General features: G+C 60.6%; 19 protein-coding genes. 7 read left to right on the top strand and 12 right to left on the bottom strand.

The window, feature by feature from the left end; all coding sequences use genetic code 11:
- Positions 1–38: 38 nt before the first annotated feature.
- Positions 39–638 carry a cold shock and DUF1294 domain-containing protein gene (locus tag Mal15_RS16515; protein WP_147868774.1) on the top strand — a complete coding sequence of 200 codons (600 nt, stop codon included), beginning with the start codon at positions 39–41 and terminating at the stop codon, positions 636–638.
- A 299-nt stretch (positions 639–937) separates the two neighbouring features.
- Here Mal15_RS16515 and Mal15_RS16510 read toward each other — a convergent pair whose 3' ends face one another.
- Together Mal15_RS16510 and Mal15_RS16505 are read right to left on the bottom strand one after the other, a co-directional pair.
- Positions 938–1867 (bottom strand): glycosyltransferase, encoded by a 930-nt coding sequence (locus Mal15_RS16510; protein ID WP_147868773.1) that lies wholly within the window; start codon positions 1865–1867, stop codon positions 938–940.
- A 370-nt stretch (positions 1868–2237) separates the two neighbouring features.
- Positions 2238–3551, bottom strand: a complete 1314-nt coding sequence (locus tag Mal15_RS16505; RefSeq protein ID WP_147868772.1) for a lipopolysaccharide biosynthesis protein — start codon at positions 3549–3551, stop codon at positions 2238–2240.
- A 176-nt stretch (positions 3552–3727) separates the two neighbouring features.
- Here Mal15_RS16505 and Mal15_RS16500 point away from each other — a divergent pair, with 176 nt between their 5' ends.
- Positions 3728–4084: a hypothetical protein gene (locus Mal15_RS16500; protein ID WP_147868771.1), complete on the top strand. Its 357-nt coding sequence runs from the start codon at positions 3728–3730 to the stop codon at positions 4082–4084.
- A 26-nt stretch (positions 4085–4110) separates the two neighbouring features.
- Here the strand turns inward: Mal15_RS16500 and Mal15_RS16495 are convergent, their stop codons facing one another.
- The 5 genes from Mal15_RS16495 to Mal15_RS16475 form a co-directional block, all read right to left on the bottom strand.
- On the bottom strand, positions 4111–5286 hold the full coding sequence (locus Mal15_RS16495) for a hypothetical protein (protein WP_147868770.1): 1176 nt from the start codon (positions 5284–5286) through the stop codon (positions 4111–4113).
- Positions 5287–5334: 48 nt separating this feature from the next.
- Positions 5335–5889: a hypothetical protein gene (locus tag Mal15_RS16490; protein ID WP_147868769.1), complete on the bottom strand. Its 555-nt coding sequence runs from the start codon at positions 5887–5889 to the stop codon at positions 5335–5337.
- Positions 5890–6033: 144 nt separating this feature from the next.
- Entirely contained in the window at positions 6034–7032 is a 999-nt protein-coding gene (locus tag Mal15_RS16485) for an NAD-dependent epimerase/dehydratase family protein (RefSeq protein ID WP_147868768.1), read from the bottom strand.
- A gap of 97 nt (positions 7033–7129) precedes the next feature.
- On the bottom strand, positions 7130–8260 hold the full coding sequence (locus tag Mal15_RS16480; RefSeq protein ID WP_147868767.1) for a glycosyltransferase family protein: 1131 nt from the start codon (positions 8258–8260) through the stop codon (positions 7130–7132).
- A gap of 12 nt (positions 8261–8272) precedes the next feature.
- Positions 8273–9628 carry a hypothetical protein gene (locus Mal15_RS16475; RefSeq protein ID WP_233903496.1) on the bottom strand — a complete coding sequence of 452 codons (1356 nt, stop codon included), beginning with the start codon at positions 9626–9628 and terminating at the stop codon, positions 8273–8275.
- A gap of 230 nt (positions 9629–9858) precedes the next feature.
- Here Mal15_RS16475 and Mal15_RS16470 point away from each other — a divergent pair, with 230 nt between their 5' ends.
- Entirely contained in the window at positions 9859–11073 is a 1215-nt protein-coding gene (locus Mal15_RS16470) for a hypothetical protein (RefSeq protein WP_147868765.1), read from the top strand.
- On the opposite strand, the gene Mal15_RS16465 is transcribed toward Mal15_RS16470, so the two are convergent.
- Positions 11048–12127, bottom strand: a complete 1080-nt coding sequence (locus Mal15_RS16465) for a DUF368 domain-containing protein (protein ID WP_147868764.1) — start codon at positions 12125–12127, stop codon at positions 11048–11050. The genes Mal15_RS16470 and Mal15_RS16465 overlap by 26 nt on opposite strands.
- A gap of 138 nt (positions 12128–12265) precedes the next feature.
- On the opposite strand from Mal15_RS16465, the gene Mal15_RS16460 reads away from it, so the two are divergent.
- Positions 12266–13051: an undecaprenyl-diphosphate phosphatase gene (locus tag Mal15_RS16460; protein WP_147868763.1), complete on the top strand. Its 786-nt coding sequence runs from the start codon at positions 12266–12268 to the stop codon at positions 13049–13051.
- A 217-nt stretch (positions 13052–13268) separates the two neighbouring features.
- On the opposite strand, the gene Mal15_RS16455 is transcribed toward Mal15_RS16460, so the two are convergent.
- Positions 13269–15218, bottom strand: coding sequence for a hypothetical protein (locus tag Mal15_RS16455; protein WP_147868762.1), 1950 nt, complete (start codon positions 15216–15218; stop codon positions 13269–13271).
- A 468-nt stretch (positions 15219–15686) separates the two neighbouring features.
- Here Mal15_RS16455 and wecB point away from each other — a divergent pair, with 468 nt between their 5' ends.
- Together wecB and Mal15_RS16445 are read left to right on the top strand one after the other, a co-directional pair.
- Positions 15687–16874 carry a non-hydrolyzing UDP-N-acetylglucosamine 2-epimerase gene (wecB, locus tag Mal15_RS16450; RefSeq protein WP_199773878.1) on the top strand — a complete coding sequence of 396 codons (1188 nt, stop codon included), beginning with the start codon at positions 15687–15689 and terminating at the stop codon, positions 16872–16874.
- A gap of 148 nt (positions 16875–17022) precedes the next feature.
- On the top strand, positions 17023–18375 hold the full coding sequence (locus Mal15_RS16445) for a DUF58 domain-containing protein (RefSeq protein ID WP_147868761.1): 1353 nt from the start codon (positions 17023–17025) through the stop codon (positions 18373–18375).
- A gap of 204 nt (positions 18376–18579) precedes the next feature.
- On the opposite strand, the gene sdhB is transcribed toward Mal15_RS16445, so the two are convergent.
- The 3 genes from sdhB to Mal15_RS16430 form a co-directional block, all read right to left on the bottom strand.
- Positions 18580–19431, bottom strand: coding sequence for a succinate dehydrogenase iron-sulfur subunit (sdhB, locus tag Mal15_RS16440; protein ID WP_147868760.1), 852 nt, complete (start codon positions 19429–19431; stop codon positions 18580–18582).
- Between the two features lie 91 nt (positions 19432–19522).
- Positions 19523–21505, bottom strand: a complete 1983-nt coding sequence (gene sdhA / locus Mal15_RS16435; RefSeq protein ID WP_147868759.1) for a succinate dehydrogenase flavoprotein subunit — start codon at positions 21503–21505, stop codon at positions 19523–19525.
- A 70-nt stretch (positions 21506–21575) separates the two neighbouring features.
- Positions 21576–22472 carry a succinate dehydrogenase cytochrome b558 subunit gene (locus Mal15_RS16430; RefSeq protein ID WP_233903495.1) on the bottom strand — a complete coding sequence of 299 codons (897 nt, stop codon included), beginning with the start codon at positions 22470–22472 and terminating at the stop codon, positions 21576–21578.
- A 241-nt stretch (positions 22473–22713) separates the two neighbouring features.
- Here Mal15_RS16430 and Mal15_RS16425 point away from each other — a divergent pair, with 241 nt between their 5' ends.
- Positions 22714–24195, top strand: a complete 1482-nt coding sequence (locus tag Mal15_RS16425; RefSeq protein WP_147868758.1) for a GntP family permease — start codon at positions 22714–22716, stop codon at positions 24193–24195.
- Positions 24196–24260: the final 65 nt, after the last annotated feature.

Raw genomic sequence — 24260 nt, 5'->3', positions numbered from 1 at the left:
TCCACCCCAATCGGATACAAAGCTAAGGTAGACAACGAGTGCGACTGAGACCGGATAGGAACGGTACGATCATCACTTGGAACGATGACAAAGGTTACGGATTCATTGCGACCGGGGATGACGAACCCGACGTGTTCGTCCACATCAGAGCATTCCGCGATCGCAGGATTCGTCCGGAGCAGGGGATGCCAGTGACGTACAGGTTATCGCGGGATGACCAGGGCCGGCCTCGTGCGGCCGAGGCTCAATTGGCCATTGAATCAGCCGATCCACCGCGCCGCCGTGCCAAGACGGCGGTGCCAGTCATCGTTGCATGGATGTTCCTCGTCTTCGTCGGCCTGTTGGTGTTGACGAATCAATTGCCCCAGTTGGTCCTCTGGGTTTATCTGCTCGCAAGTCTGGCCACCTTCGTTGCGTATGCGTTTGACAAGTCGGCCGCACGAAGCGGCAGGTGGCGGACGAAAGAAAACACGCTGCACCTGATGGCCTTGATCGGTGGCTGGCCGGGGGCCGTGATCGCCCAAGAAAAGCTTCGCCACAAAACGCGGAAACAGTCCTTTCGAATCGTCTTCGGATTAACCGTGCTGCTCAACGGCGCCCTGCTGGTCGGGGCGATGATGGCTTGGTCACGGTTGTAGAAAAGCGAAGGATGGGAAGGCAGAATGTTACGGGGCAGAATGATGAGGGCAACATGCCAGCGGGAAGCGTGAGCGAGCGGCCCACAATCGCGTCGTCGCACACCGTCACGGCGCCCCTGACACCCAGGTCGACAACGGATACCATCCGCGACGACGCCCTCTGCGGGCCACTTCACCTCACAACACAATCCCCATCATTCTGCCCCGTATCATTCTGCCTCCATCCTCCCCTCCCGGATCATCCCGCTCCATCGTCTTGCCTCACGCCCGGGTCCAATCTGTCTTCCACCGGCATCCGATCAAGCCAGCTTGAGTTGCCGGAGCAGGCGATTGACCAGACGTCCGGGCGAGCAAGCTGCGGACCACGCCAACCGCGCGTAACCTCGCAGTTGACGGCCGCCCAGCAGATCGATCGATGCGAGCCGGTATTGCAGCAGCGCGTAGACGTTCAACTGCTTGGTCAGCCGAGTGAGCACTCCGGCTCGGTCGCGTTGTGAGAAATACGCTTCGTAGCTGATCTCGGGCAGATTTTCTTCGCGCCGGCGGGCCAGTTCGCAAGCGAATTCGATACTCGCTTGCAGTTTTCGCATGTGTTTTCCGTTGATGCTTCCGGTGTGGATGCGGTACTCCAGCAGCGGTTCGGGAAGGTTGGCCAATTCGCCGACTTCGCCCATCCGCAGAAACATGTCCCAGGCATCGAACATGCCGTGTTGTTTCCAATAACCACCGATGCCCTTGAGCAACTCGGTGCGCATCAAGATGGTGGGGTGGCACATGGCGTGTTGCCCCTTGCGAAGTTGGCTGTAGATCGATTCATGATCCGTCGCCAACGGGATCACACGCCCGGATCGCAGCTCGCCGCGGGGGACGATTTGTGATCCGACCAAGCCGACGCGGGGGTGAGCCTGCAGGAACGCGACTTGCTTTTCCAATCGTGTCGGGTCACAGATGTCATCACTGTCCATCCGCGCCAAGAACTCCGTGTCACACAGTTTTAGCCCGTGGTTGGAAGCAACTGCGGTGCCAGCATTCTGCTGGTGAATGACCGTGATGCGGTCGTCGTCAAGCGAATCGAGGTAGTCGCCCGAATCGTCGGTCGAACCATCGTCCACGATGATCATTTTCCATCGCGGGTAGGTCTGCGCGCGGATCGACTCGACCGCCTCTGCCAGATACGGCATGCCGTTGTAGACGGTCATCAGGACGGAGACATTGGGGGATGGATCCACGGACAAGACCTGGTTTTCCTGAGTATCGGGATTTCGGGATGGGGCAAGGATAGATCAAGACAGCCGGCGCTTCCAGCTGCGCGTCTTCGTCATCTAAATCGCGGTGCGGCGCACGAATCCACAAAGGCCGCACAACCGTCACATGGGCTTCGAGACGACCGCCGCCGGCGTTCGATTCAGACGCGACTCTCCCTGGCAGAGGTCGTGCGGTTTTAAACTTCGGAGATACAAGGCGATTACGCGTTTCACTGCCTTTGGCAGGAGGCTTGCTTTGAGGTGGTGCATTCGGGCAGGAGGTCTGGAGGAACCGAAAAAGCCCCTCAGAATCAAAGACTTGTAAACCGCACTACCTCCAAAAGGGAGGGTGTCTTCACGTGCTTGATGCCGATGCCCCTTCCGGATCTTCGCCGCGACACATTTCAGCGATCGCCGCGCGAAACGCAACCAAACGGTAGACCGCTGTGACATAGAAACCGCCGACGAGACCGAGGGAAGTTCCCAGGATGCTGGCCCGATGGACCAAGGCAGATGAGATCACCACGGTCACGGCCAAACCCCAGATTCCGGCCCAAAAGTTCGCCGCGGGGCGATTGATCGCGCGCAACCCGCTGGCCAACGAGTATCCCGCTCCCAACGCAATCGTTCCGGAGGCCAAAACCAGGATCGCGATTCCATGACCGCCGTACTGCTGGTCAAATATCCAGACGACAATCGCGTTCCCAAAGACGCCGACCAGCACGGCGAACACGGACAAGATCGACAACATGACGGCGGTGAAACGCCAAACCAAACTGGCCGCCGCGGCCGCTCCGCCGGCAGCGAACGCATGTGCAGCCTTGGGGGACAGCACGTTGCTCATGCCCAGGATAAACGGGTTGGACAGCATCACGACCGTCATGCACGCCGCATAGATGCCGGTCGCTCGCTCGTCGATGACCGCCGCCAGCAACCAGTGGGCAAAGTAGGTTTGCAAGACCGATGTCATTTGCGCACCGGTGACCCACTTGCCGAACCGAACGTTTCGGATCCAATCCGATCGGAACCGGGCCCGGTCCCAATCAAATCCGGACCGAACCAGGATCAACCAGATCAGACCGGCAAGCCCCGCGGCGATTCCCGAAACCAGAAAGGCCGCACCGGCGGTCATTTGGTCGGCCAGTGCCAGGGCCGCAAGTCCGCCCAATTGCAGCACGCTGACGGCCAGATCCAACGCCATCGCGGTCGGGACATGAAGCTGCGCAAACGCCATCCGTCGGGCAAACTCACGCAACATCAAGAACGGCAGCAAGGCGACCAACAGCCACAACAATCCGATCATGCCCGTCGCCCCGCTTGTCACCTGGAGTAGCACGCACGCGATCAGCAAGACCAGCATGGCGATCAGGTTCAGCCCGATCGCCTGGCCGAGGGAACTGGCCCCGTACTTGCATTGGTCGTCGGGCGAGAGGCGTTTGACAAACACCGTGTAGGGAATCGAAATCAACGACTCTTGAAACCCGACCAGCAGCACGAACACACTGAATGCCAGAGAATAGTACCCCAGTTCGGACTCGGAGCCGAATCGCCCGACCATCACCGTGGTGGCAAACCGGGTGCCGCTGACGATGACTTGATCCAGCAACGACAACATCGTGTCCCCGCGCGCCGCACCCCGCAGGCGTTGGGAGAGTTCAGCCGCCTTCATCGGAGTACGTCAACGACAGGCGTTGGGCGATGCTGGCTCATGGATGACGGTTTCGGCTGGCTTGTCATTGGGGTTTTGTCTGTTTCCGCAGGAGCGTGTAGAGTTTAGTAGCCAAACCCGGTTTGCATAAGAACGCATCGTCATCCGTCGCCAAAACCTATCGATTGCTTTTCAAAATGGCAGCGACCAACCCTTTTCCACCACGGCGAAATGCGGCCGATCCTGGGCTGCGTGCCAGGGGACGTCAGCTGGCACGACAAACCGCGCGTGGTGGTGCGGCCAAGGGAGCGATCCTGGCCAAACTGCGAGCGATCGGATTGGGTGATGTCGATGCCGATGAACTGGCCGATGCCGCCTTGCGGGCTCACGGCAGGAGGCGACGCATCAAGGGAATCGGCATCTCGCTGACAGGGGCGTTGATCGTGTTGGTCGCGGTCGCGTTGTTCCCCTTCGTGATCGCCAAGTTTGCGATCATGGTCGGGGTGTTCGGTGCGTTCTTCGTCATGCTGGGCGTCGCACAGTGGTTCAGTTGAACCGAGAGGAACGCGACCAAGGATCGCTACGTTTCCATCGCGGCGTGCTTGGCGACCGCGAAACCGAGTGCGTCCTGTTTGTCGGCACAAAAGTCCATGATCTTCTCATAGGCGGACACATCGCCGGACCGGGCGGCACGTCCGGCGATCTCGATCAGCAGCGGCACGATCGTTTGCGATGGCACATCGTCGGGCACGTGAGCGATCGCAAACTCGATCGCTTGCAGCGGCCGTCCGACGCGATCGAGCAGGTCGATGTAGGTTTCGATCGCACCGGTGCCGTGTTCTTGCGTGTCGACGTTGATCGCTTTCCGCTCGAACAGTCTTAACCCTGCATCGACGTTTTCTCCCAGCAAGATCGAATAGAACGCGGCGTAGGCGGGGTAGAAATCCACGAACGGTTCTTCGCCTGGGTATTGAAACTGGTGGTGCAACTGGCGTCCGTATTGAGTCAGTTCCCAGGCCTTGCGCAGCTGTTTCGGATCGGTCAACGTGGATGCGATCCGCACGGTCGACGACAAGTGGGTCGTGTCCAGGTGATAGCCGCCGTCCTTCATCACCCAGGGGCGGCTGGCCAGCATGTCGTACAACGATTCGTCGTCGCCGGGGGCGGCATCGCGGGCTTCGATGTCGGCGCGGACCAACGTGGTCAATTCGTTGTAAAAGTACTCCAGCAGCCGCTCGCCAGCGGCGCGGCGGTCCGTCTTGCTGCGTTGGGCGATCGCCTGGTCGAACAGCGTGATGCTGTTGCAGGTGCCTTGATGGTCCAGCACGGCCTGGAATCCCCGCCCCACATCGACGCCTTCGTGCAGCAAGACACGCTGCATTTCGTCATAGTTGTCCTCGGTGATTTCGACCTCCGCGATCAGGTCTCGGATCAATTCGTTGTCACCGGTCGGCCGCAGGTACGTCCAGCCTTCGAACACGCGTCCGGCCCGGATCAGCATTTCACCGGATTCGCGGCAGGCCTCCAGCAGGCCGGTTTCCAATTGTCGCTCGATCGCTTCGGACCGCGGCGGTTCATCTTCACTGCTCAGCAGCGGCAATCCCAGAGAATCGCGGACGATCATCTTGCGCGCCTCGAACAACTCCATCGGCAGTTCTGCTCCGCGATAGTAATCGGCGAGTTGCTGGAGCAATTCCGAACGAGAAGAGTCACACTGACGAAGCGTTTCAAAGATTTCGCAGACGGGATCAGACATCGACAAGCTGGGATTCGGGGTGAGGTGGAGAATGGGGCGGTGGGCAGGTCAGTCGATCGGCGGCGGATCGCTCGGCATTTCCGATCGCGACGCCGACAGGCCTTCGTCGGGCGATGCAGGCATTTGCGCCGCGTCGGCATAGCGATGCAGCCATTCCAACAGCGTGCCCAGCTTGATCGCCGCAGCGGGCAGACGATTGTCGCTGTGTTCGGTCATGTCGGCTAGTGGACCGAGTAATTCGTCGCATTGATGGCGGATTTCGATGGCCAGCGACTTTGCCGTGCGTTGGCGATCGCGACACAGATCCAATCGGGTTTTTGCGGCGGCGACCCGCTTCCGCGCTTCCATCGCACTGACACGATCACCGGCCCGGGCGGCCGCTTCTTTCTGTTGCAAATTGTCTTTCGCCTCGGTCAGTTCGCGCTCGGCCAGTTCGGTCTGATGACGCCAATACCGTGGCACCTCGTCACCGAAGTACTGGTCGGCGCGGTGAATCGCGATTCGAATCTCCTGCAGCGTTTTTTCCCAACTATCGGCCATGGCCAGGACCCCCGTGCGGAGCCGCTGAAGCGAATCGATATTTCGAACGTCGCTGGTCGACATGGGATCGCCTGGGGTGATGGGGAAAGGGGACCTCTATTGGAACACGCGACGGCGGTCGCGGCTACCGCCGCTCGTTCCCAGGCGGAGCCGTGAAACGCGGAAACGGCAGGGAGGGCGGTGTCGCGTTGCCGATCCGCTTGCCGGCTACGATTGTTGCTGCCAGGCTGATCGTAATTCTTGAATTCCCTGGTCCATCGAGAGGCGAACCTTGTACCCCAGACGCTCCTTCGCCGCGGAAATATCGAAATAGTGGTCCTTGGCCAATTGGGCCGCCACGAATCGGGTCATCGCGGGCTCCTGCTTTTTTCCGGCCAGGCGATACGCGGTTTCCAGCAGGGCTCCGGCAGCGTAGGCGACGGCATAGGGGATGTGTCGCTTCGGAGGCGGGACCGAGGCGAGTTCACAGATCTGTGTGATCCAATCCCAACAATTCACCGGCTGATCCTGGGCGATGAAGTAGGCGCGTCCGCCGGCGATCTCGGGGCGCCGGCCGAGTGCGTCGATCGCGTCCAAGTGCGCAGCGGCTGCGTTGACCACGTGGACGGTGTCGACCATGTTCGTCCCGTTGCCGACGATTTGCAGTTTTCCTGCGGCCGCGCGGTCGATCACCCGCGCCAGCAGATGCGGATCGTTGGCGCCCCAAATCAAATGGGGGCGCAAGGCGCAGGTGTTCAATTCGCCCGGGCGATGCGCTTGTAACACCGCTTGCTCGGCGAACGCCTTGGTTTGTGGATACGCGCACAGCCAACGCTGGGGGTAGGGCGCCGATTCGTCGATCCCCCGCTGGTCGTCACCGTCAAACGTGACGCTGGGGCTGCTGGTAAACACCAGGTTGCCGATGCCGTTTTTTCGGCAGGCATCGATCACGTTCAGCGTGGCTTGGGTGTTGATCCGATAAAACGACGCGTAGGGCCCCCAAACGCCGGCGACCGCGGCGGTGTGGACGACAACGTCGACGTCGCGAATCAGACGCTCACTGACGTCGGCCTCGGAAAGGTCTCCGCGATGGTATTCAACTCCTTTGTCGGTCAACGCGGGGTACCGGCCGCGTGAGACACCGACGACCTGGTCGCCGCGAACGAGCAACTGGTCGACGATCTCGGCACCGAGGAATCCGGCCGGCCCGGTAACGAGAACACGCATGGTCGTGGGACTTGCTTGAACGAGGGATCAAACGGGCTTCGGGGGCGAGCCCGGCCACAAGAACGGGCCTGAATCTTCGATCCTGTTTCGCGATTCGTCAAGCAGCACGCCGATGGCCCAGCGGGACGCGGCCGCTGGGCGGTGAGGATGTTGAGTAGAAGTTTCGGTTGTGAAAGGGCATCGAAACCTGGTCCACGAAATCGGTATTTAATTCGTCTCGCAACCGTTTCAGAAACCGTCCGCCGTCCAGGTGTGCGTCGTAATGTTGGCAGACATTTCTCGACAGCCGCGCGCGTTTTTCCGGCGGCATCGAATCGATGCGGCGGATCGCGGCCACCAGGCCTTTGCGGCCACGAAAGCAGATCGCGTTGACGCCGTCGACCAATTCGGGATGAAAACGATCGGCGTATTCCAGGATCGGGATCGTGCCGACCGACATCGCTTCGATCGCGTTGTGGCAAACCGGTTGAGAGGCCCCCGGACAACACAGAAAGAACTGGTGGGCGGCGATGGTGTTCATCCAGTCCTGTGCGGGAATCGGATCGCTCGCGCTGTCGCGGAGGACAATTTGGTCGTCGCGTCCGCCCGAGTCGCGTGTCGCAATTCGAACGTCAAAGTGGCTCCGCAGTGTGGACAAAATTTCCAGCCGTGACAGCACACCAAACTCGTGGTGCATCGAATCGCGACCGTAGCGGCGGTTTTGGTTTCCGGCAAAAAAGATGCCGGCCTTGATCCGTCGACGCAACATGTCCTCGCGTGCCTCCGTTGCATCGGTGATCTGTTGCGGGTGCATCGGATAAGGCATGACCAGGGTCTTATCGACCGGATCGCGTCCGATCAACATCGCGACCGTTCGCTGTCGGCTCAACACGCGATCGGCTTGTCCGCCGTCGGTGTCCAGCAGCACCAGCGACTGTGGCGGGAACGTCGCCTGCGGGTCGATCCAGCAGACGTTGGGCATCGACAGGAAGCGACCGCCATGGGATTTATGAGCGATTGCGGCCAGCAACCAGCGGCTGCAACGCAATATCACCTTCGATCCGATCTTGCCCGCCGACGCTGCAAGACATGCGAGATGCCGACCGCCGTCAAACAACATCTGATCGCTATACAGGTCGATCCCGATCGTCGCTTCGGTGGTTTCCACGTCTACTTTTGATGGCGACGCGAGATGCTCTTCGGCAACGCGAATGTCAAAAGGGTATCGAAGCAAGTGCTTTAATTTCATCTCCAGTGACTCCTAACTTGCCCGCCGCAGCGACGACGAAGCATGATTTTCGATGCCCATTTCCAGAAGCGAGTTCTTTCCGGAGTGGTAGGCCGCGATGTGCGCCGCGTGCCGCTGGCAATTCGCATGGATCTCTGGCAAATTTGCTTCGGCACCATTCAGGATTTGCGGGATGTCATCGACCGACTGATAGATCCAGCCGATCGGGCCGGTGCGTTCGGCCTGGCGAACCTGGTCCGCCAGCCAGCACCCGTCGGGGACGATCACGGGGACACCCCGAATCATCATCTCCAACAGCACACCGCTGCAACGAGCGACATAGCGGCCGGGGTCGTAAAGGAACAATCCGATGCCCGCGGTATCCAGCCAGTCGTGGTACGCTTGGCTGGTCAAGTTGCCGCACAGGACTTCCAATCCGGTGCCCGCGAGGCGCCCTGTGGGGGCGGGCGTTTTGACATCGCACGATGGCTGCATCGACGGGGGGATCATTCGCTGCCATCGTTTTTGAGGCAATTGCATCGACCAGATGAATCGGCCCGATCGCAGGCAGGGCTTCTCGATCGATTCCAACAACCCGCAGATCTGACCGCGTCCCTTTTCCGCGCGGGGCATTCCTGCCAACAGAATCTTTGTCGCATCCGCCGAAGACCTTGACCGTTGCAGCCCGTTTCTGGGACGTGTGGGATATGGGATGGCGGTGGCGTTCACGCCGACGGTTGCCAGTTGTTGTCGTAGCGATTCGGTGGTCGCGTGCAAATGGACGCGATGGCGTTTCATGGTGCCCATCGCCGCATTGACTTGGCGACCAAACGCTCTGGCACGTGCCGTCACTGCTGTTTCATAGACGGCAAAATGGAACAGAACATGAATCGACGTCGGCCCGATCCTGTCCTGGCGATCAAGTTCTCGAAGCGCGTGTGCCAACGCCACGATCTGGAAATCGCCACCGGTATTGACCACGATTCTGTCCGGAGGCCGTGGCGCAAATTGACGTACCGATTCGGCGAACACCGACGACCACGCGTGAAGCATCGCGCGGGGGCGACGCGAAGGTCGGCTGGCGCGATCACAAACGTTCTGCCAGAGTCGAGCTGCCCATCCACCGTCGGTCGGTGCCCCTTGAAGGTCTCGCCCAACTCTCGAAGATCCGTCAACGCCCAACGACCAGTTTTCCATCCGGCGCACCGCGAACCGTGGCTCGATGGGAAGATGATCCAGACGCGAATCGCGGGACAGGTCGGGATTGCGTTTGGGCAGCGTTTGGTGGGCTACCAACTGGGGCAGGTAGCCCAGCTGGTGCGCTCCGTCGCCAAGTAAACTGGCCAATTCCAAGTAGTGACCGCCGATGTCCCGGACGTTGTCGTCCAAGAATAGGATTCGCGGCGATTTTGGATACGATATGGACATTGACGAACAGACGGAATTGCTAGGTGAGCCGGCTGCGTGGCGGCCTGTTGATTAAATCGTTCATAGCAATTCACGCCGCTGGCGTCCACGTTGCTTCGGCGTGGAGGAAAAGAGGTTCGTCATCGATCCTCCTCGCGGTCATGAAAACCTCTCTCTTGACGGCCGTGGCTGTGATTTGGTAGCCCAGGCGAATGAAAGAGATTTACTACGCATTGGCATTCGTTCACCACGTTGCGGTCGCGGCCCTGGTGGTCTTCGTCGCAACGCCCCTGCCGTCCTTTGGAGGCGAGGGGGCGCAGCCGGCAGCCTACGAGGAATCCTGTGTGCTGTTGCGAAACGGCAATGTCCTTTGTGGCCAGGTCGCAAAGATCGGCTCGACATACTGTATCACGCGCAGCGATCAATCCAGAATCAATCTGCCCGGCGATCAGGTGGAAACCGTGGGACGCTCGATCCGTCAGTTGTATCAATACCGTCGCGGAAACCGTTTCCAAGGCGATCTGAAACGTCTTCACGCCGATGTGCGATGGTGCTTGCGAAATGGATTGGTGCAGGAGGCTGCCCGGGATGCGCTGGAAGCACGTGCGCTTGAGCCGGCCGATCCAAGCACGATTCAATTGTTGCGGCAGGTCGCGGCGGTGATTCGTCAGCAGTCGGCCTCGGCGGAGCCCGCGTCGGTCGGCGACCCAAGCCCGGCGGTCCAAACCGTTTCGCATGAATCTCCCGTCGCCGATGATCCGGCGGTGGGAGAGGACAGGGCGGTGGCCCCGCCGAGCGGATTGCCGGAGAAGTTGGTTTACGAGTTTGCCTCACGGATTCAGCCGATCCTGATGAATCGTTGTACCAGTTGTCATGCCCGCGATGGTCAGAACGAACGTGAGTTCCAGATTCACACGGCGCTGACTTCCAAGTGGGCCCCGAAGGATGTTGCCAGAGAAAACTTGCAAGCGGTGATGCAATTCGTCGATCGGTCGGTACCCGGCAACAGCCTGATTCGCCTGCGGGCATCCGATGGACACGGGGGCCGACGTCATTCGTTCGGCAGCGAAGGTTCGGCGATGATGTCCAATTTGGACCGCTGGCTGATGCAGGTTGAAGCCAGCCAGGTCGCGATGGATTCGGCGCCGTCGCAGTGGGAATCGGAAAGCGGTCCTGGCAGTGGCAGCGAGGCTCTTGCGCCGACGAGCCCGCCGGAGCTGTTGTCGGTCGAACGCCCGATCGATCTTGCGAGTGAATCGGCCGCCGGGGCCTTGCCAGGCAGCGGTGAGGGTGAACCGGTTTGGAACCCTGGGCCGTCGACTTCGTCAACCACGTCGACTGGCGCCGCTGCACGGATTCGACGCATGCCGAAGGTCGACAACCCGTTTGATCCGGCGATCTTTAATCGTCGGGTTCATGGTCGCTGATCAAGTCGCTTTCGGCGACCCGTTCGAGCACCAGCACAAACACGGCTGCACCGATGACCAGGGCGGCCAGCAACATCAGGCTACCGTTCCACTCGCTCGGCGGAACGACCTGCATGATCCGCTCTTTCATCTTTAGCCCTGCCGTTTCGGCCGTCGGCACCTGGAGCGGCCACAGCTTTTCGACACTGCCGATCATCAATCCCACCAGCACGGCCATCGTCTTGTCACGGTGATGGTCAAGCATCCAGCTCAACAGCCGCGAAAACGCCAGCAGCCCGAACAGACAGCCAAACGCAAAGACCCCCAATTGCAGGATCGAGTTCAAGTCGATGTTCAGTTTGACGGTGTTTTTGATCAAGCCTGTGATCGGGTGATAAACGCCCAGCAACAGCAAGATGAAAGCACCGCTAATCCCGGGCAGGATCATCGCGCAAATCGCAATCGCTGCGGCACCGAACAGGTAGATCAACGAATCTCCGCCGTCGGTCGGGGAGAGTCGCCCGACGACTACGGCGGCCAGGATGCCAAAGGCACACGCCGCCAGGCTCGCCGGTCCCCAGCGTTTGACCTGGCGGCGGACGATCAGGACGCTGGCAAGGATCATGCCGAAAAAGACGGCGAAGGTTTCGGGCATGTGATGGTCAAATAGCCAATTGATCAGTCCGGCCAGCGCCACGCTGCCGAACACCACGCCGATGCCGATCGCCATCAGAAAACGCCCGTCGACATACTCCCAGGCCCGCTTCGGGCGCCGCGCCAAGAGTTCTCCGACCAGATGGGAATCGATCCGACTGACCGCATCGATCAGGCGTTGGTAGTGTCCCAGCACCAGCGCCACGGTGCCGCCGCTGACCCCTGGCACGATGTTCGCCGCTCCCATACAAAACCCACGGACCAAGTTCACCACGTCCAGATGCAACGCGCTGGCGACCGGCTTGCGTGTCGCCACAGGAGAGTGCGACTCCGGCGAAGCTGCTGAATCCGTTTGATTCGGTAGAAGCCCGGTATTCGGATCGATGCAATCGGTGTCAGTGTTCTGGTTGTCCAGTGACATGGTGGATGGTTCCCTGGTCGGCTTCGACGGTGAATACTGCGGCAACAGTTTGATTGTGATCGAGCGCCGCGAGAAGGCGGACAACTTGGTTTTCAATTGATATCCAGCCCCTGTGAGTACCCAAACGGACTTAATGGCGTGATCGAAACCATCATCCTGGCCGTTGTGCAGGGGATCGCTGAATTCCTGCCGATCAGTTCGTCGGGGCACCTGGTCATTCTGGGGGCGATGATCAGCGACGTGCAAAGCGAGTCGCCGACGCTGGAGATTATTTTGCACGCAGGAACGCTCGGTTCCATCTTGGTTATTTTCTGGCGTCGGATCCTGGATTTGTTGACCAGCGACCGTCGCGTGATTCCTCTGTTGATCGTCGGAACGATTCCGGCCGTTGTGGTCGGGCTGACGATCAAGGCCCAGTTCGGCTGGATCCTAAAGAACCCGCTGCTCGCCGGTGGCATGCTGATCGTCACGGGCATCATGCTGATCGTGCTGGGGCGACTACCGGTGCGCCGGGGCGAGTACCGTAACGCGTCTTACTTTGCCGCGTTTTGCGTCGGTTGTTTCCAGGCGTTTGCGATCCTGCCGGGCATCAGTCGCAGCGGGTCGACGATTCTTGGTGGACGATTGCTGGGATTGAAAACAGACGATGCGGTCGTGTTTTCGTTCCTGCTTGCGATTCCCGCGATCTCCGGTGCGACCGTGTTGGCGATCAAAGATCTGCTTGAAGAGACCGGCCAAGGGGCTGCCTCGGGGCATTCGATCGCTGAACTGGGGATCGGCGCCTTGGTCTCCTTCGGCGTCGGGATCTTTGCTCTCAAGTGGCTGATCGGGTGGAGCCGCCAGGAGCGGCTACACTGGTTCGCCGGTTGGTGTATCCCGGCCGGAGGCTTGGTTTTGGCGCTCGGCTTGGCCGGCTTAGTGTAAGTCGTCACCGCAAGGCTGAACGATGCCCCTTCTGGGCAAGGTTGTACGACGTCCCTTCCGGGTCGTCGCGCGGGCAAGCCCTTGGGGCGACGGCCCGGAAGGGCCATCGTACAAACGCGAGAGACGCGAAGCGCGACGGCCCGGAAGGGCCATCGTACAAACGCGAGAGACGCGAAGCGCGACGGCCCGCAAGGGCCGTCACACGACGGCGCGGGTGCTAGCGGCGGCGGCCTCGACCGCGGCCTTTGCCCGATGGCGATTTTTTGTGGTTTTCAAGGTTGTTGTCGACCAACAGGGTGACCACTTCTTGCCAGGTCGGAACGATCTTGCGCCGCTTGGTCGCTTCGCCGCGTGGTTCTCCGTCGGACTCCTCCTGACGGTTTCGCCCTCCGCGCCGCGTTCGGACCTCCTCGTCGTCTCGGTCCCGCGGATCGCCATTGTGTTGTTCTTGATCGGCCGACTCCGCGTCTCGATTTGATCGTCCCCGACCGCCACGGCGTCCGCGACGTCGGCGTCCGCGACGGATCACATCGACTTCTTCGTCGTCTTCGTGATCGTCATCGAACGCGGATTCGGGGATCCGTGATTCGGCGACTTCGTCCAGGTCCTCGTCCAGATCCGCATCGCCGCGTCCGCGGGGCTGCGATCGTTCTTCATCGCTATCGGCTTCGTTACTGCCGCGTGATCGTCGGCCGCCACGTCCCCGGCGTCCACGTCGTCGTCGTCGCGGCCCGGAGTCTTCCGTTTCGTCGTCTGAATCGTCCGAGTCAATGTCGACGCCCAAGCCAAATTCATCGTCGACGATTTCGAAGTCTTCGTCTGCAATGGGGTCAAATTCGTCGCGACTGACGGTACGGCGCTGGGGTTGCCCCCTTCGGCCTCGGCGCCTGGAGGACCCTCGGCGCGGTTCATCCAGGTCGCCACTCGCGATGTCGTCGCTGTCCGCGTCATCGGCCGGCATGGGGGCCGCGTCCAGCGACTCTTCGCCCATGCGTTGGCGTTGTCCCCGGCGACCGCGTCGGCCACGTCGCCGCGGGCTATCACGTTCTTCATCGCGATCGCGGCCAGGGAATTCGTCGCGATCGGACCGCTCACGGTCACTTCGTTCGCTGGTGGTTTGCCGCTCGCTCGCGGGCGACCGATCGTCATCGTCCGCATCGTCCGCATCGTCGCGATCGCCGAACCCTCGACGTCGACGCGCTCGCTCCGGCCGCTCGGTCGCTCGTTCGCGTCGCGGGGATTCCTGGGACGGCTGGATAGACGCTTGGGCCGAATCCGCCTCGTCGTCTTCGCCATCGTCGTCGTCATCCAGCTCAGAAAACGAGCGGAACGACAGAGGATCGGGGGGATCGAGTGATCGCGGCGAACGCAGCGTCGATTCGACGGACTTGCGAGCGGGTTCCTCTGGCTCTTCGAGCGACTCGGGGGCGTCGATTTCCGTGGCCTCAGCGAATTCCGTGGCCTCGGTGCTCGGTTCTGGTTCCGGCCCCAAGTCGATGCCCAGCCCGTCGCCAAAGCTGCTGGCAGCCTTCTTGGGCTTGGTCGATGACGATTCGCGTCGCGTGGATTGGATTTCCATCGGGGGGCGATGGGGCGGCGGTTCGTCGGTCGCTTCGATTCCCAATTCGCCGGCCAATTCCGACCAAGCGCCCGATTCCGGTTCGGGCGATTCCGGTTCGGACTCCGCACCGTCGGAACCGGCCTCGCTGCCGGCGAACAGTTTGTCGGACTCGCTGAGCGACGATTCGACGGTCAGCAATTCGTCGACGACCGGTTCTTGCTTGGCCGGCGGTCCGCCGGCGGCAAGTTCATCGATTCGTGGATCGCGGGCCTGGACCCCGAATCCCGGCAACTGTGTTGAAACAGTCTCGCTGGTCAGCGCGTCCAGCACGTCTTCGGCCGAGGGTCCGGTTTCATCCAAGTCGGATTCGTCGCTGACATCGGCGACCGCTTCGGCCACCGGTGGCATGTCACGCGTCACCGATTCCTTGGGGTTTTGATCGTTGGAGCGTTGATCGGAAAACTCAGGCGAGTCCGATGCGGATTGGCGTTCGCTGTGACCGTCGCTGGTCGATTCGGCTTGCGGTTTCGGCTCTTCTGTCTTCGGGGGGGCGGGCGGACCAGGGGTGCCAAGAAGCTTGGCAAGGAGGTTCCAATTGTCTGACATTCGGTCTATTAATGAGTTGTTTTGGAGGTGCCAGCAGCCAACCAACCGGCCGAAAACTCGGGCGTATCAGTGACATCGTTTCATCCGATGTTGTGCTGTCGATGGATGGGTTCCGCCGTGAAAAGGAGTCCGATCAGCTCGCTCGATGCTCGAAACTATCCATTCGGATCCGATCGAAAGGCCGTCCGCGATGCGTTGCGTTCGCTGCAGACCAGCTGCGGATCACTGATGGCTCGCAGGTTTCCGGCGGTGTGTATCCTGACGCTGTCCTCGTAAAAGGGGCTGTCTGCTGAGATTGATGCCCGAAATCGCCGGCCGGCTTCAATTCGAACGGCTCGGTCCACGGACTTAATCTATATGTATAGCCGCGTACCTCCGGTTTCCCAAGGGGATTCCGGCCCAATGAGGACGTGGATCACCGATCCTTCACGTATTTCTGTTGTCTTTCCGAGAATCCCGTTCCCCCGCATGCCTGCTCAAACCTCCCCGTCGACGCATCTCGCCGATTCGTCACAGATCATTCCTCGGCGTCGCGGCGGGCCGTTGCGTCCGCTGATCGTGTTCGGCACCCGTCCCGAGGCGATCAAGCTGGCCCCACTGGTCATGGAGTGCAAGGCTCGGCCGGAGCAGGTGGAGCCGATCGTCTGCAGTACCGGCCAGCATCGCGAAATGCTGGCCCAAGTCCTCTCCTATTTCTCGATTACGCCCGAGATTGATCTGGGGCTGATGCAACCCGGCCAGACGCTCACCGCCCTGACCGCCCGCTGTCTGGAAGCGGTCGACCGCGTCATCGATCAGTGCCAGCCGGATTGCATCGTCGTCCAGGGCGACACCACCACCGTGATGGCATCGGCGATCGTCGCGTTCTACCATCGCTTGCCGGTCGTGCACGTCGAGGCGGGGCTGAGAACGGGCGATTTGGCAGCACCGTGGCCCGAAGAATTTAACCGCCGAGTCACTGGGATTGTCACGACCTTGCACTGCGCCCCGACCGCCCGCAGCGAATCCGCCCTGCTGGCCGAGGGCGTTGCCCGACAACAGATCCGCGTCACCGGCAATACGGTGATCGATGCGCTGCTGCACACCGTCGCCAAAGAACGCGCCGACGATGCAAGGTGGCAGGAAAAGTACCCGATGGCGCTGGCCGACAGCGTCGTGTTGGTCACCGGGCATCGCCGTGAGAATTTTGGCGGCGGGCTGGAACAAATCTGCGCCGCGCTGACCGAATTGGCCGCGTCCCACCCGCAAACCGAGTTCATTTATCCCGTGCACTTGAACCCCAACGTACACGGCCCCGTCCATCAGCTGCTCGGCGGAGCAAAAAATATCCATCTGGTCCCGCCGGCCGATTATCCCGAATTCGTCTGGCTGATGGATCGCGCCACCTTGGTGCTGACCGACTCCGGCGGCGTCCAGGAGGAAGCGCCGTCGCTGGGCGGCGCCGTGCTGGTCACGCGAACCAAAACCGAACGCCCCGAAGCGGTCGATGCCGGGTTGGCGGAACTGGTCGGAACGGACCGCCAGCAGATCGTCCGGCGTGCCAGCGAACTGCTGGCCAAACCCAAAGACAGCCGCGGCGCAACGGTGATCGACAATCCCTACGGCGACGGAAAGGCGGCGAAACGCATCGTGGACTGGATGGTCGGGCAGGCGTGAGTCGGGAGGGGGGCGGATAAAGCAGAGATAGAAAAATGAGGGGCAGAAAAATGGAGTGAGAGAAGAAATCAGACAGGAAGATGGATGACAAGAAAATATCAGATCGGCTGCCGACGAACCAAGAACCAAGAACCGTTAGACTTACGTCATGGGAGATCATGAAACCTCGTCGGGGCCTGGCGCCAAGTTTTCGCTGATCGCAGCGGTGGCCGCGGTGTTGCTTGTCGGTCTGGTGTTTGGCGCTTCGCTGTGGGTGCTTGCGGCGATCGTTGCCGCGGCCGTGATCTTGATCAACCGTTTTCTTGCACTCACCTGGACCCGCTGTTCGATCGCGACCCGTGAGGGCGGTGATGTGGAGATGAAGATCGGTCAATCGCTGCCGATCACCGTGACGGTCACCAACACCAGCAAGATCCCCGTGTTCTGGCTGCTCGTCGAAGATTTAGTTCCTCGCTGGGCGACGATTCACACACCGCCGACGTTGGACATCCAGGGCGATCGCGTCCAGGTGTTTTTGATGTGGCCCGGTCAGACGCGCGAGCTTCGGTACAAGATCCAGTGCAACCGCCGCGGCTACTTTCAAATCGGCCCCACCGTGCTGGAAACCGGCGATCTGATGGGGTTGTACCGTCGCTATCGTGTCGGCACCCATCCGCAGTATTTGACGGTGCTGCCGAAGACCGTTGAACTGGATGACTATGAAATCGCGTCGCGTCGCCCGATGGGGGAAATTCGGATGCGTGACAACGTGATGGAAGACCCGACGCGGCTGCGCGGCATCCGACGCTGGGAACCGGGCGACCCGATGCGCCGGGTTCATTGGTCGGCGACGGCGCGGACCGGGATCCTGCACAGCAAGGTCTATGAACCGACATCGATCGCCGGGGCGACGCTGGTGTTGGACATGCATACGACCACCAACCCGACCCAGCACGAACCGATTCGGACCGACCTGTCGATTACCGCTGCGTTTTCGATCGCCAGTTCGTTGCACGATCAATCACAACCGTTCGGGTTTGTCACCAACGGTCGCGACGCCGCCGATCGCGTTCGTACCGATGGCTGGGTCGGTGACCATCGAGTCCGCGATCAAGCCAGGCAATCCGCAACCATGCTGGACACCAACGATCGGCTGCGTCCGATCGTCTTGGACGCCGCGCGTGGGGCGGTTCATCTGCAACGATTAAGAACGACGCTGGCGCGTCTGGAACGCAGCGACGGGATGACGCTGACCGAGTTGCTGGTTGAAACCGAATCACGAATCAGCAACGAAACGACATTGATCGCGATCCTGCAGCAGGCCACGCCGGACTCGCTGGCGACGTTACTCGGGTTTGCCCGCCGTGGGAAAGCGGTCGCGGTGATCATCAACACGCTGGACATCAACGATTACAGCGCGATTGCCGGCCCGTTGATCGCCGCCAACATCCCAACGTTTCATCTGATTGACGAACGATCAATTCGCGGACTGTGTCGCGAGGTGAATCTGCGGACGGCGTAGAGAAGGTGTAGGAAGATTTCTGGGGTAAGAAGATGGTGAAAGACACTGTCCGATCGGTGTTGCACATCCCCTTACCCCTCGAAGGTTCCTGGCTCTTGCCCCGTGTTCAGCTTTGCCACTTTGGTGGGAGTGACAAGGGAGGGATGGCAGAATGATGCGGGGCAGAATGATGACAGGCTGGAAGCCTATCCCACGGGCGCGCGATTACTTTTCGAACCACTTTTTGATGGTGTGGATCGTTGCGGCGCGGCCGGCCCGGGCGATGGAGGTGGTCAAGGGAATTTCCTTGGGGCAGACGGCGACACAGTTTTGAGCGTTCCCGCAGGCCTGGATTCCGCCGGGGCTGGTCAACGCGTCCAGTCGCTCACCCGCGATCGATTTGCCCGTCGGATGATTGTTGAACAGCATGGCTTGCGAAATGGCGTGGGGGCCGACGAATTCCTGGTCCCAAGCCTTTTCTTCGCGCCGACGAAACTCCTCGTCCGTCTCGCCGTCCTTCCGCGTCAGTTCGATCTTGTTGTATTGCGGACAGGCATCGACGCAACAGCCACAGCTCATGCATTGGCTGAGCGGGTAGTTCTGTTCCTGGGCGGCGCGGAGCTGTCGTTCGCCGGGGCCCATGTTGTAATAGCTGTCGACCGGCACCCAGGCTTTGACCTTTTCGAGAGCTTTGAATAACCGACTGCGGTCGACCATCAGGTCGCGGAGCACCGGGAACTTGCTCATCGGCTCGAGCACGATTTCGTCGGCGTTGTCCTTGAGCAACTGGTCGACCAGGGCGCTGCAACTTTGGCGGACGCGACCGTTGATTTGCATCGTGCAGGCACCGCAGACCTCTTCCAGACAGCCGCAATCCCAGACGACCGGGGTGACCTTCTTGCCGTCCGATGTTTCGCTCAGTGCGGCGATCCGTTGCAGGACCGTGATCACATTCAATTCGGGTTCATAGTCGATCTTGAACAACTGCCAATACGGTTCTTTTCCAGGGCCATCTTGTCGCTTGACGCGGACGTTGATGAACTTGGGGCGGTTGGCGTCGGGATCCAGGGCAATCATGCGTTGACCTATGAAAGTTGTCGAAAGTTGAATGTTCGTGGAGTGAAGTGTTTTCGGTCGCCCCGAATCGTGAGCGATGCCGGGCAGGGGATCAGGAGGATGCCATTTCGGGTTTTTGCTTTTTCGCTTCGGCCCGTTCCTTCCAGACCTCTTCGATGATATCGGCCCCGACAAGCCCGTAGAGTCGGGGGCGTGGCGGTTGCAGTGACGTGTCGACATCCTCGTAGCTGAACTGGGGCTGCATCGCGGCGTTGTCGTAGTCGGCGATCGTGCTCTTCAAATACTTTTCGTTGTTCTTTTCGAACGCATCGCACCACTCTTCGGCTTGCTTTCGTCGCTCGGCGGGGTCTTCCGCGGTCAGCGAGGGCTTTTGGAAGTCCGGTTTGAAGTGGGCACCGCGGCATTCGTCGCGTCGCAGTGCACCGCCCAAGATAGACTTGGCGATCGGGAACATGTCTTGGAGTGATTTTGCGAAGATCACGTTCTGGTTGGACCAGCTGCCGGTGTCCGACAGGTTGACTTTCATGGCGCGCTCGTGCAGTTCGTTGACCTTTTCGATCGCGTCGGACAATTGATCGTTGCGGCGAACGACGGTCGCAGCCCGCGTCATGATGTCTCCGAGTTCCTGGTGAATCAGGTAGGGGTTTTCGTCGCTGCCGGAGTTGCCGGTCAGCAAGTGGTCATGACGTTCCTGTTGCTTGGCGACGGCCGCCGAGAGCGTGGAGGGTTCGATGTCGGCGTGGCCGCCGGGTTGGCTGTCGATGTAGTTGACGATCGACGGCCCGGTGAATAAACCGGTAAAGATGCACGAAAGTAACGAGTTGGCGCCCAATCGGTTGGCACCGTGGTAGTGGTAATCGCATTCGCCGATCGCATACAGACCTTCCAGATTGGTCATGTGGTTCCGCGGGGCGCCGGCCTCCAAGCCTCCGTCGGCACTCTTGGCGTAATCGGCCCACAAGCCGCCCATGCTGTAGTGAACGGCCGGGAAGATCCGCATCGGTTCGACGCGTGGATCGACGCCCTGGAATTTTTCGTAGATCTCCAGGATCCCGCCCAGCTTGCGGTCCAGTTCGGCTTTGGGGATGTGAGTCAAATCCAAGTAGACGCACATGCGTTCGGTGTCGACGCTCAAGCCATCGTTGACGCAGATGTCAAAGATCTCACGCGTGGCGATGTCTCGCGGCACCAGGTTGCCGTACTCGGGGTAGCGTTCTTCCAGGAAGTAGTAACGATCGCTGGCGGGAATGTCGCGAGGGGCACGGGAATCGTGCGGCTTGCGCGGTACCCAGACGCGACCGCCTTCGCCACGCGCCGATTCGCTCATCAATCGCAGTTTGTCGCTGCCGGGGATTGCGGTCGGATGGACCTGGATGAATTCGCCGTTGGCGTACTTCGCACCGGCTTGGAAGCAGCGGCTGGCGGCGCTGCCGGTACAGAACACACTCATCGTGCTACGGCCATACACCAGACCGCAACCGCCGGTCGCTACGACGGCGGCGTCGGCCGGAAAGGCGCGGATTTCCATCGACACCATGTCTTGGGCGACGACACCGCGGCAGCGACCGCTGTCGTCTTGGATCGGTCCCAGAAAGTCCCAGAATTCGAACTTGCGGATCAGCCCTTCGGCGACGCGGCGGCGGACTTGTTCGTCCAGGGCGTACAGCAATTGCTGACCGGTGGTCGCACCGGCAAACGCCGTTCGCTTGTACAATGTTCCGCCGAAGCGACGTCGGTCCAGGAAACCTTCGCCGGTGCGGTTGAAGGGGACACCCAGCCGGTCCATCAGGTCGATGACCTTGGGCGCCCAGTAGGCCATTTCTTTGACCGGCGGCTGGTGATTCAGAAAGTCACCGCCGTAGACCGTGTCATCGAAGTGCTTCCATTCATTGTCGCCCAATTGGCGGGTTTGGTCGTTGCAGCTGTTGATGCCGCCTTGAGCGCAAACGCTATGGGAGCGTTTGACGGGCGTCAGGCTGATCAGGTCGACGCTCACGCCCAGTTCTGCCAATTTCATCGCCGAGGCGAGACCAGCAAGACCACCACCGACGACGACCACACGTTGATTTGACATAGCGACTGAAATTGAATGAATGGGGTGTGTTGAATTGGAGCTCGATCCGAGGGGCCGACGCTCGGCGATGTCAGGATGCCGGTTTCGTGTCGTCCAGAGATGCTTGTTCGCCGCCCTCGGCGTCCTCGGTTTCGCAGTCGACCGCCGCCCGCCCGCGGGAGTCACGTTTGTGCTCGTTTTCGGGGACCGTGCCGGCGACGACGCCCGCTTCGTACATGCGGTCTTCGATCGCACGCATCTCCGCAACATCGTCTTCGCCTGGGAAGACGGCGCCCGCCCAGGCCGCCAGGGAGACAACCGTCAAAACGACGCCCAGCGCCACACAAACCTTGGTCGCCCGTGCCTGAGCTTGGGGGGAAATCCACAGTCCCCAGGTGATCCCGGCGGTCCAGATTCCGTTGATGAAGTGATAAACCAAGGCCAGCACACCGACCAAGTAAATCACCGGCCAGATGACGCCGTAACCGAGATTCATCGCCGCCACTAACGAGCTGCCTGCGTTGTAGGGGCTGAATTGACCGAATCCGATCTTGTCGATCGCGTTCATCCAGCCCTCGGCGTGAACCCCGCCGTGCAAGTGCATCACGTGCAGGAACAGATACACCAAGCCGATGAACCCGGTCCATCGCTGCCAGCTGTAGCGGCGGTTGCTGGTGAACCGGTACTGGCTGCTGTTGGTTTTCCCGGTCTTGGCGATCCAGATGCCCAGCACGGCGTGGAAAATCAGCGGCAGGAAAATGCCCCCCCATTCGATCAGCGGCAACAGCGGGCCGGGGCTGTGGATCAAGAACACGGCGCGCTGAAAGATCTCGACACTGCCCAACAAACTGGCGTTCGTCGTCAAGTGAACGCACATGTAAAGTCCCAGCGGCACGATCCCCGTCAGCGAGTGGAGTCGGCGGATCGCAAATTCGTGTTTGGTGAAAAACGACAGCTCGCTGCTTGAATCGGAGTTGGAGTCGGACACGTGACTGCTTGACCGCTACGTTGGGAGGAATCGAAGACGACGCATGAGAGAAAATTGCCACGGTAAGATACCGCAGTCTGCCTTCGGCCGCGCGACGCCACGAATTTTGTTAAGGTTCTCAGTCGCATACTTTAGGCTTCATCCGTCCACTCGCCTAGATCGACGGATTGACGCAGACGATTTGTAGAATTTTGCCTCGCGGTCTCTGACTGTCGCAATCCGCACACATAGAAAGCTGTTGATGAACATCTGGTTGGTCGTGACCCTTGCGGTCGTCGTCGTCTTGGTCAGCATTCTGGTGTTCCGATTGCACGCGTTTTTGACGCTCTTGCTGGCCGGATTGCTGGTCGCCGGTCTGACCGGGCCGGAAATGCTTCAGCAGTATGCCGACGCCGAAGTGGCAGAGAACAGATGGACCCCCGAAGCCGCTGTGACGTTCACGCACAGCAGCGCCGCGTCGCGCGTGACAAACGCGTTCGGTTCGACGGCTGGAAAAATTGGGATTTTAATTGCTCTGGCCAGCGTGATCGGCGGGTGTCTGTCCGAATCGGGCGCCGCAGCCACGATCGTCGATCGCATGTTGAAACTGGTCGGGCCCAGGCGATCACCCGAAGCCCTGGCGGTCAGTTCGTTCATCATCGGCATCCCGGTCTTTTTTGACACCGTGTTCTACCTGATGGTGCCGTTGGCCCGGTCGTTGCGCCGCGCCGTCGGCAACGACTATGTGCTGTTCATCTTGTCGATTCTGGCCGGCGGATCGATCGCGCACTCGCTTATCCCGCCGACGCCCGGGCCGCTTCAGGTCGCCGAGATCCTGAACATTGATGTGGGCGTGATGTTGGGCGTCGGGCTGGTTGTCGGTGGGATGAGCAGCGTGTTGTCACTGGCCTCGGCGCGTTTGATCAACCGTTGCGTCGAAGTGCCATTGCGCCCCATCGCCGGTGAATCAGACGCGGATGATTCAACCTCCTCCAGCGACCAGCAGGCGGACGTTGCCGATCACGGCGCCACCGCCGAAACGTCGGCCGACGGGCGGTCGCCCGGGTTCGCCGAATCGCTGCTGCCGATCCTGGTGCCCGTGATTTTGATCACGATCGGCAGCGTGTTGGCATACCTGATCCAATCAGGGGCGGTGCGGCCGAACCGGGTGACGGACTTGTTGCGGCTGGTGGGTGACAAGAACATTGCGATCGCGATCGGGCTGGCGTTCGGGATGGCGTTGATGCGGTACATCGATGCGGATCGGCGCAGGACGCTGGTCGGTCGTTCGCTGGCGTCAGCGGGTAATATTATTCTGATCACCGCCGCCGGTGGGGCCTTCGGCGCGATGTTGCGGCAGGCGGGGATCGCCAGCGCGGTCGGATCGCTGGTTGACGCCAATGCCGGACTGATGTTGTTGCCGCTGGCGTTCGGTGTGACCGCGGCCATCCGAACTCTGCAAGGGTCGGCGACGGTCGCCATGATCACTTCGGCAGGTGTCTTGCAGGGGTTCGCGTTTGCCGAGGACCTACCCTTCCACCCGGTCTATTTGGCGATGGCTATCGGGGCGGGCAGCAAACCGGTCTCGTGGATGACCGACAGCGCGTTTTGGGTGATCACGCGGATGAGCGGGATGACCGAAGCGGAGGGATTGAAAGTGATCTCGCCGATGAGCATCGCGATGGGGGTTTCGGCACTGGTCGTTAGCGTGCTGATGGCTTGGTTGTTCCCGGGGGTGGGGTGATTCGGTGGCGGCGTGCCCACTCGTCGAAAATGGCGACTTCCGATATCCTGTTGACGTTTTTAGTC

It is taken from the genome of Stieleria maiorica (assembly GCF_008035925.1).
GTDB lineage: Bacteria > Planctomycetota > Planctomycetia > Pirellulales > Pirellulaceae > Stieleria > Stieleria maiorica.
The sequence above is the reverse complement of the archived record's forward strand: the minus strand, read 5'-3'. Positions and strand labels throughout refer to the sequence as shown.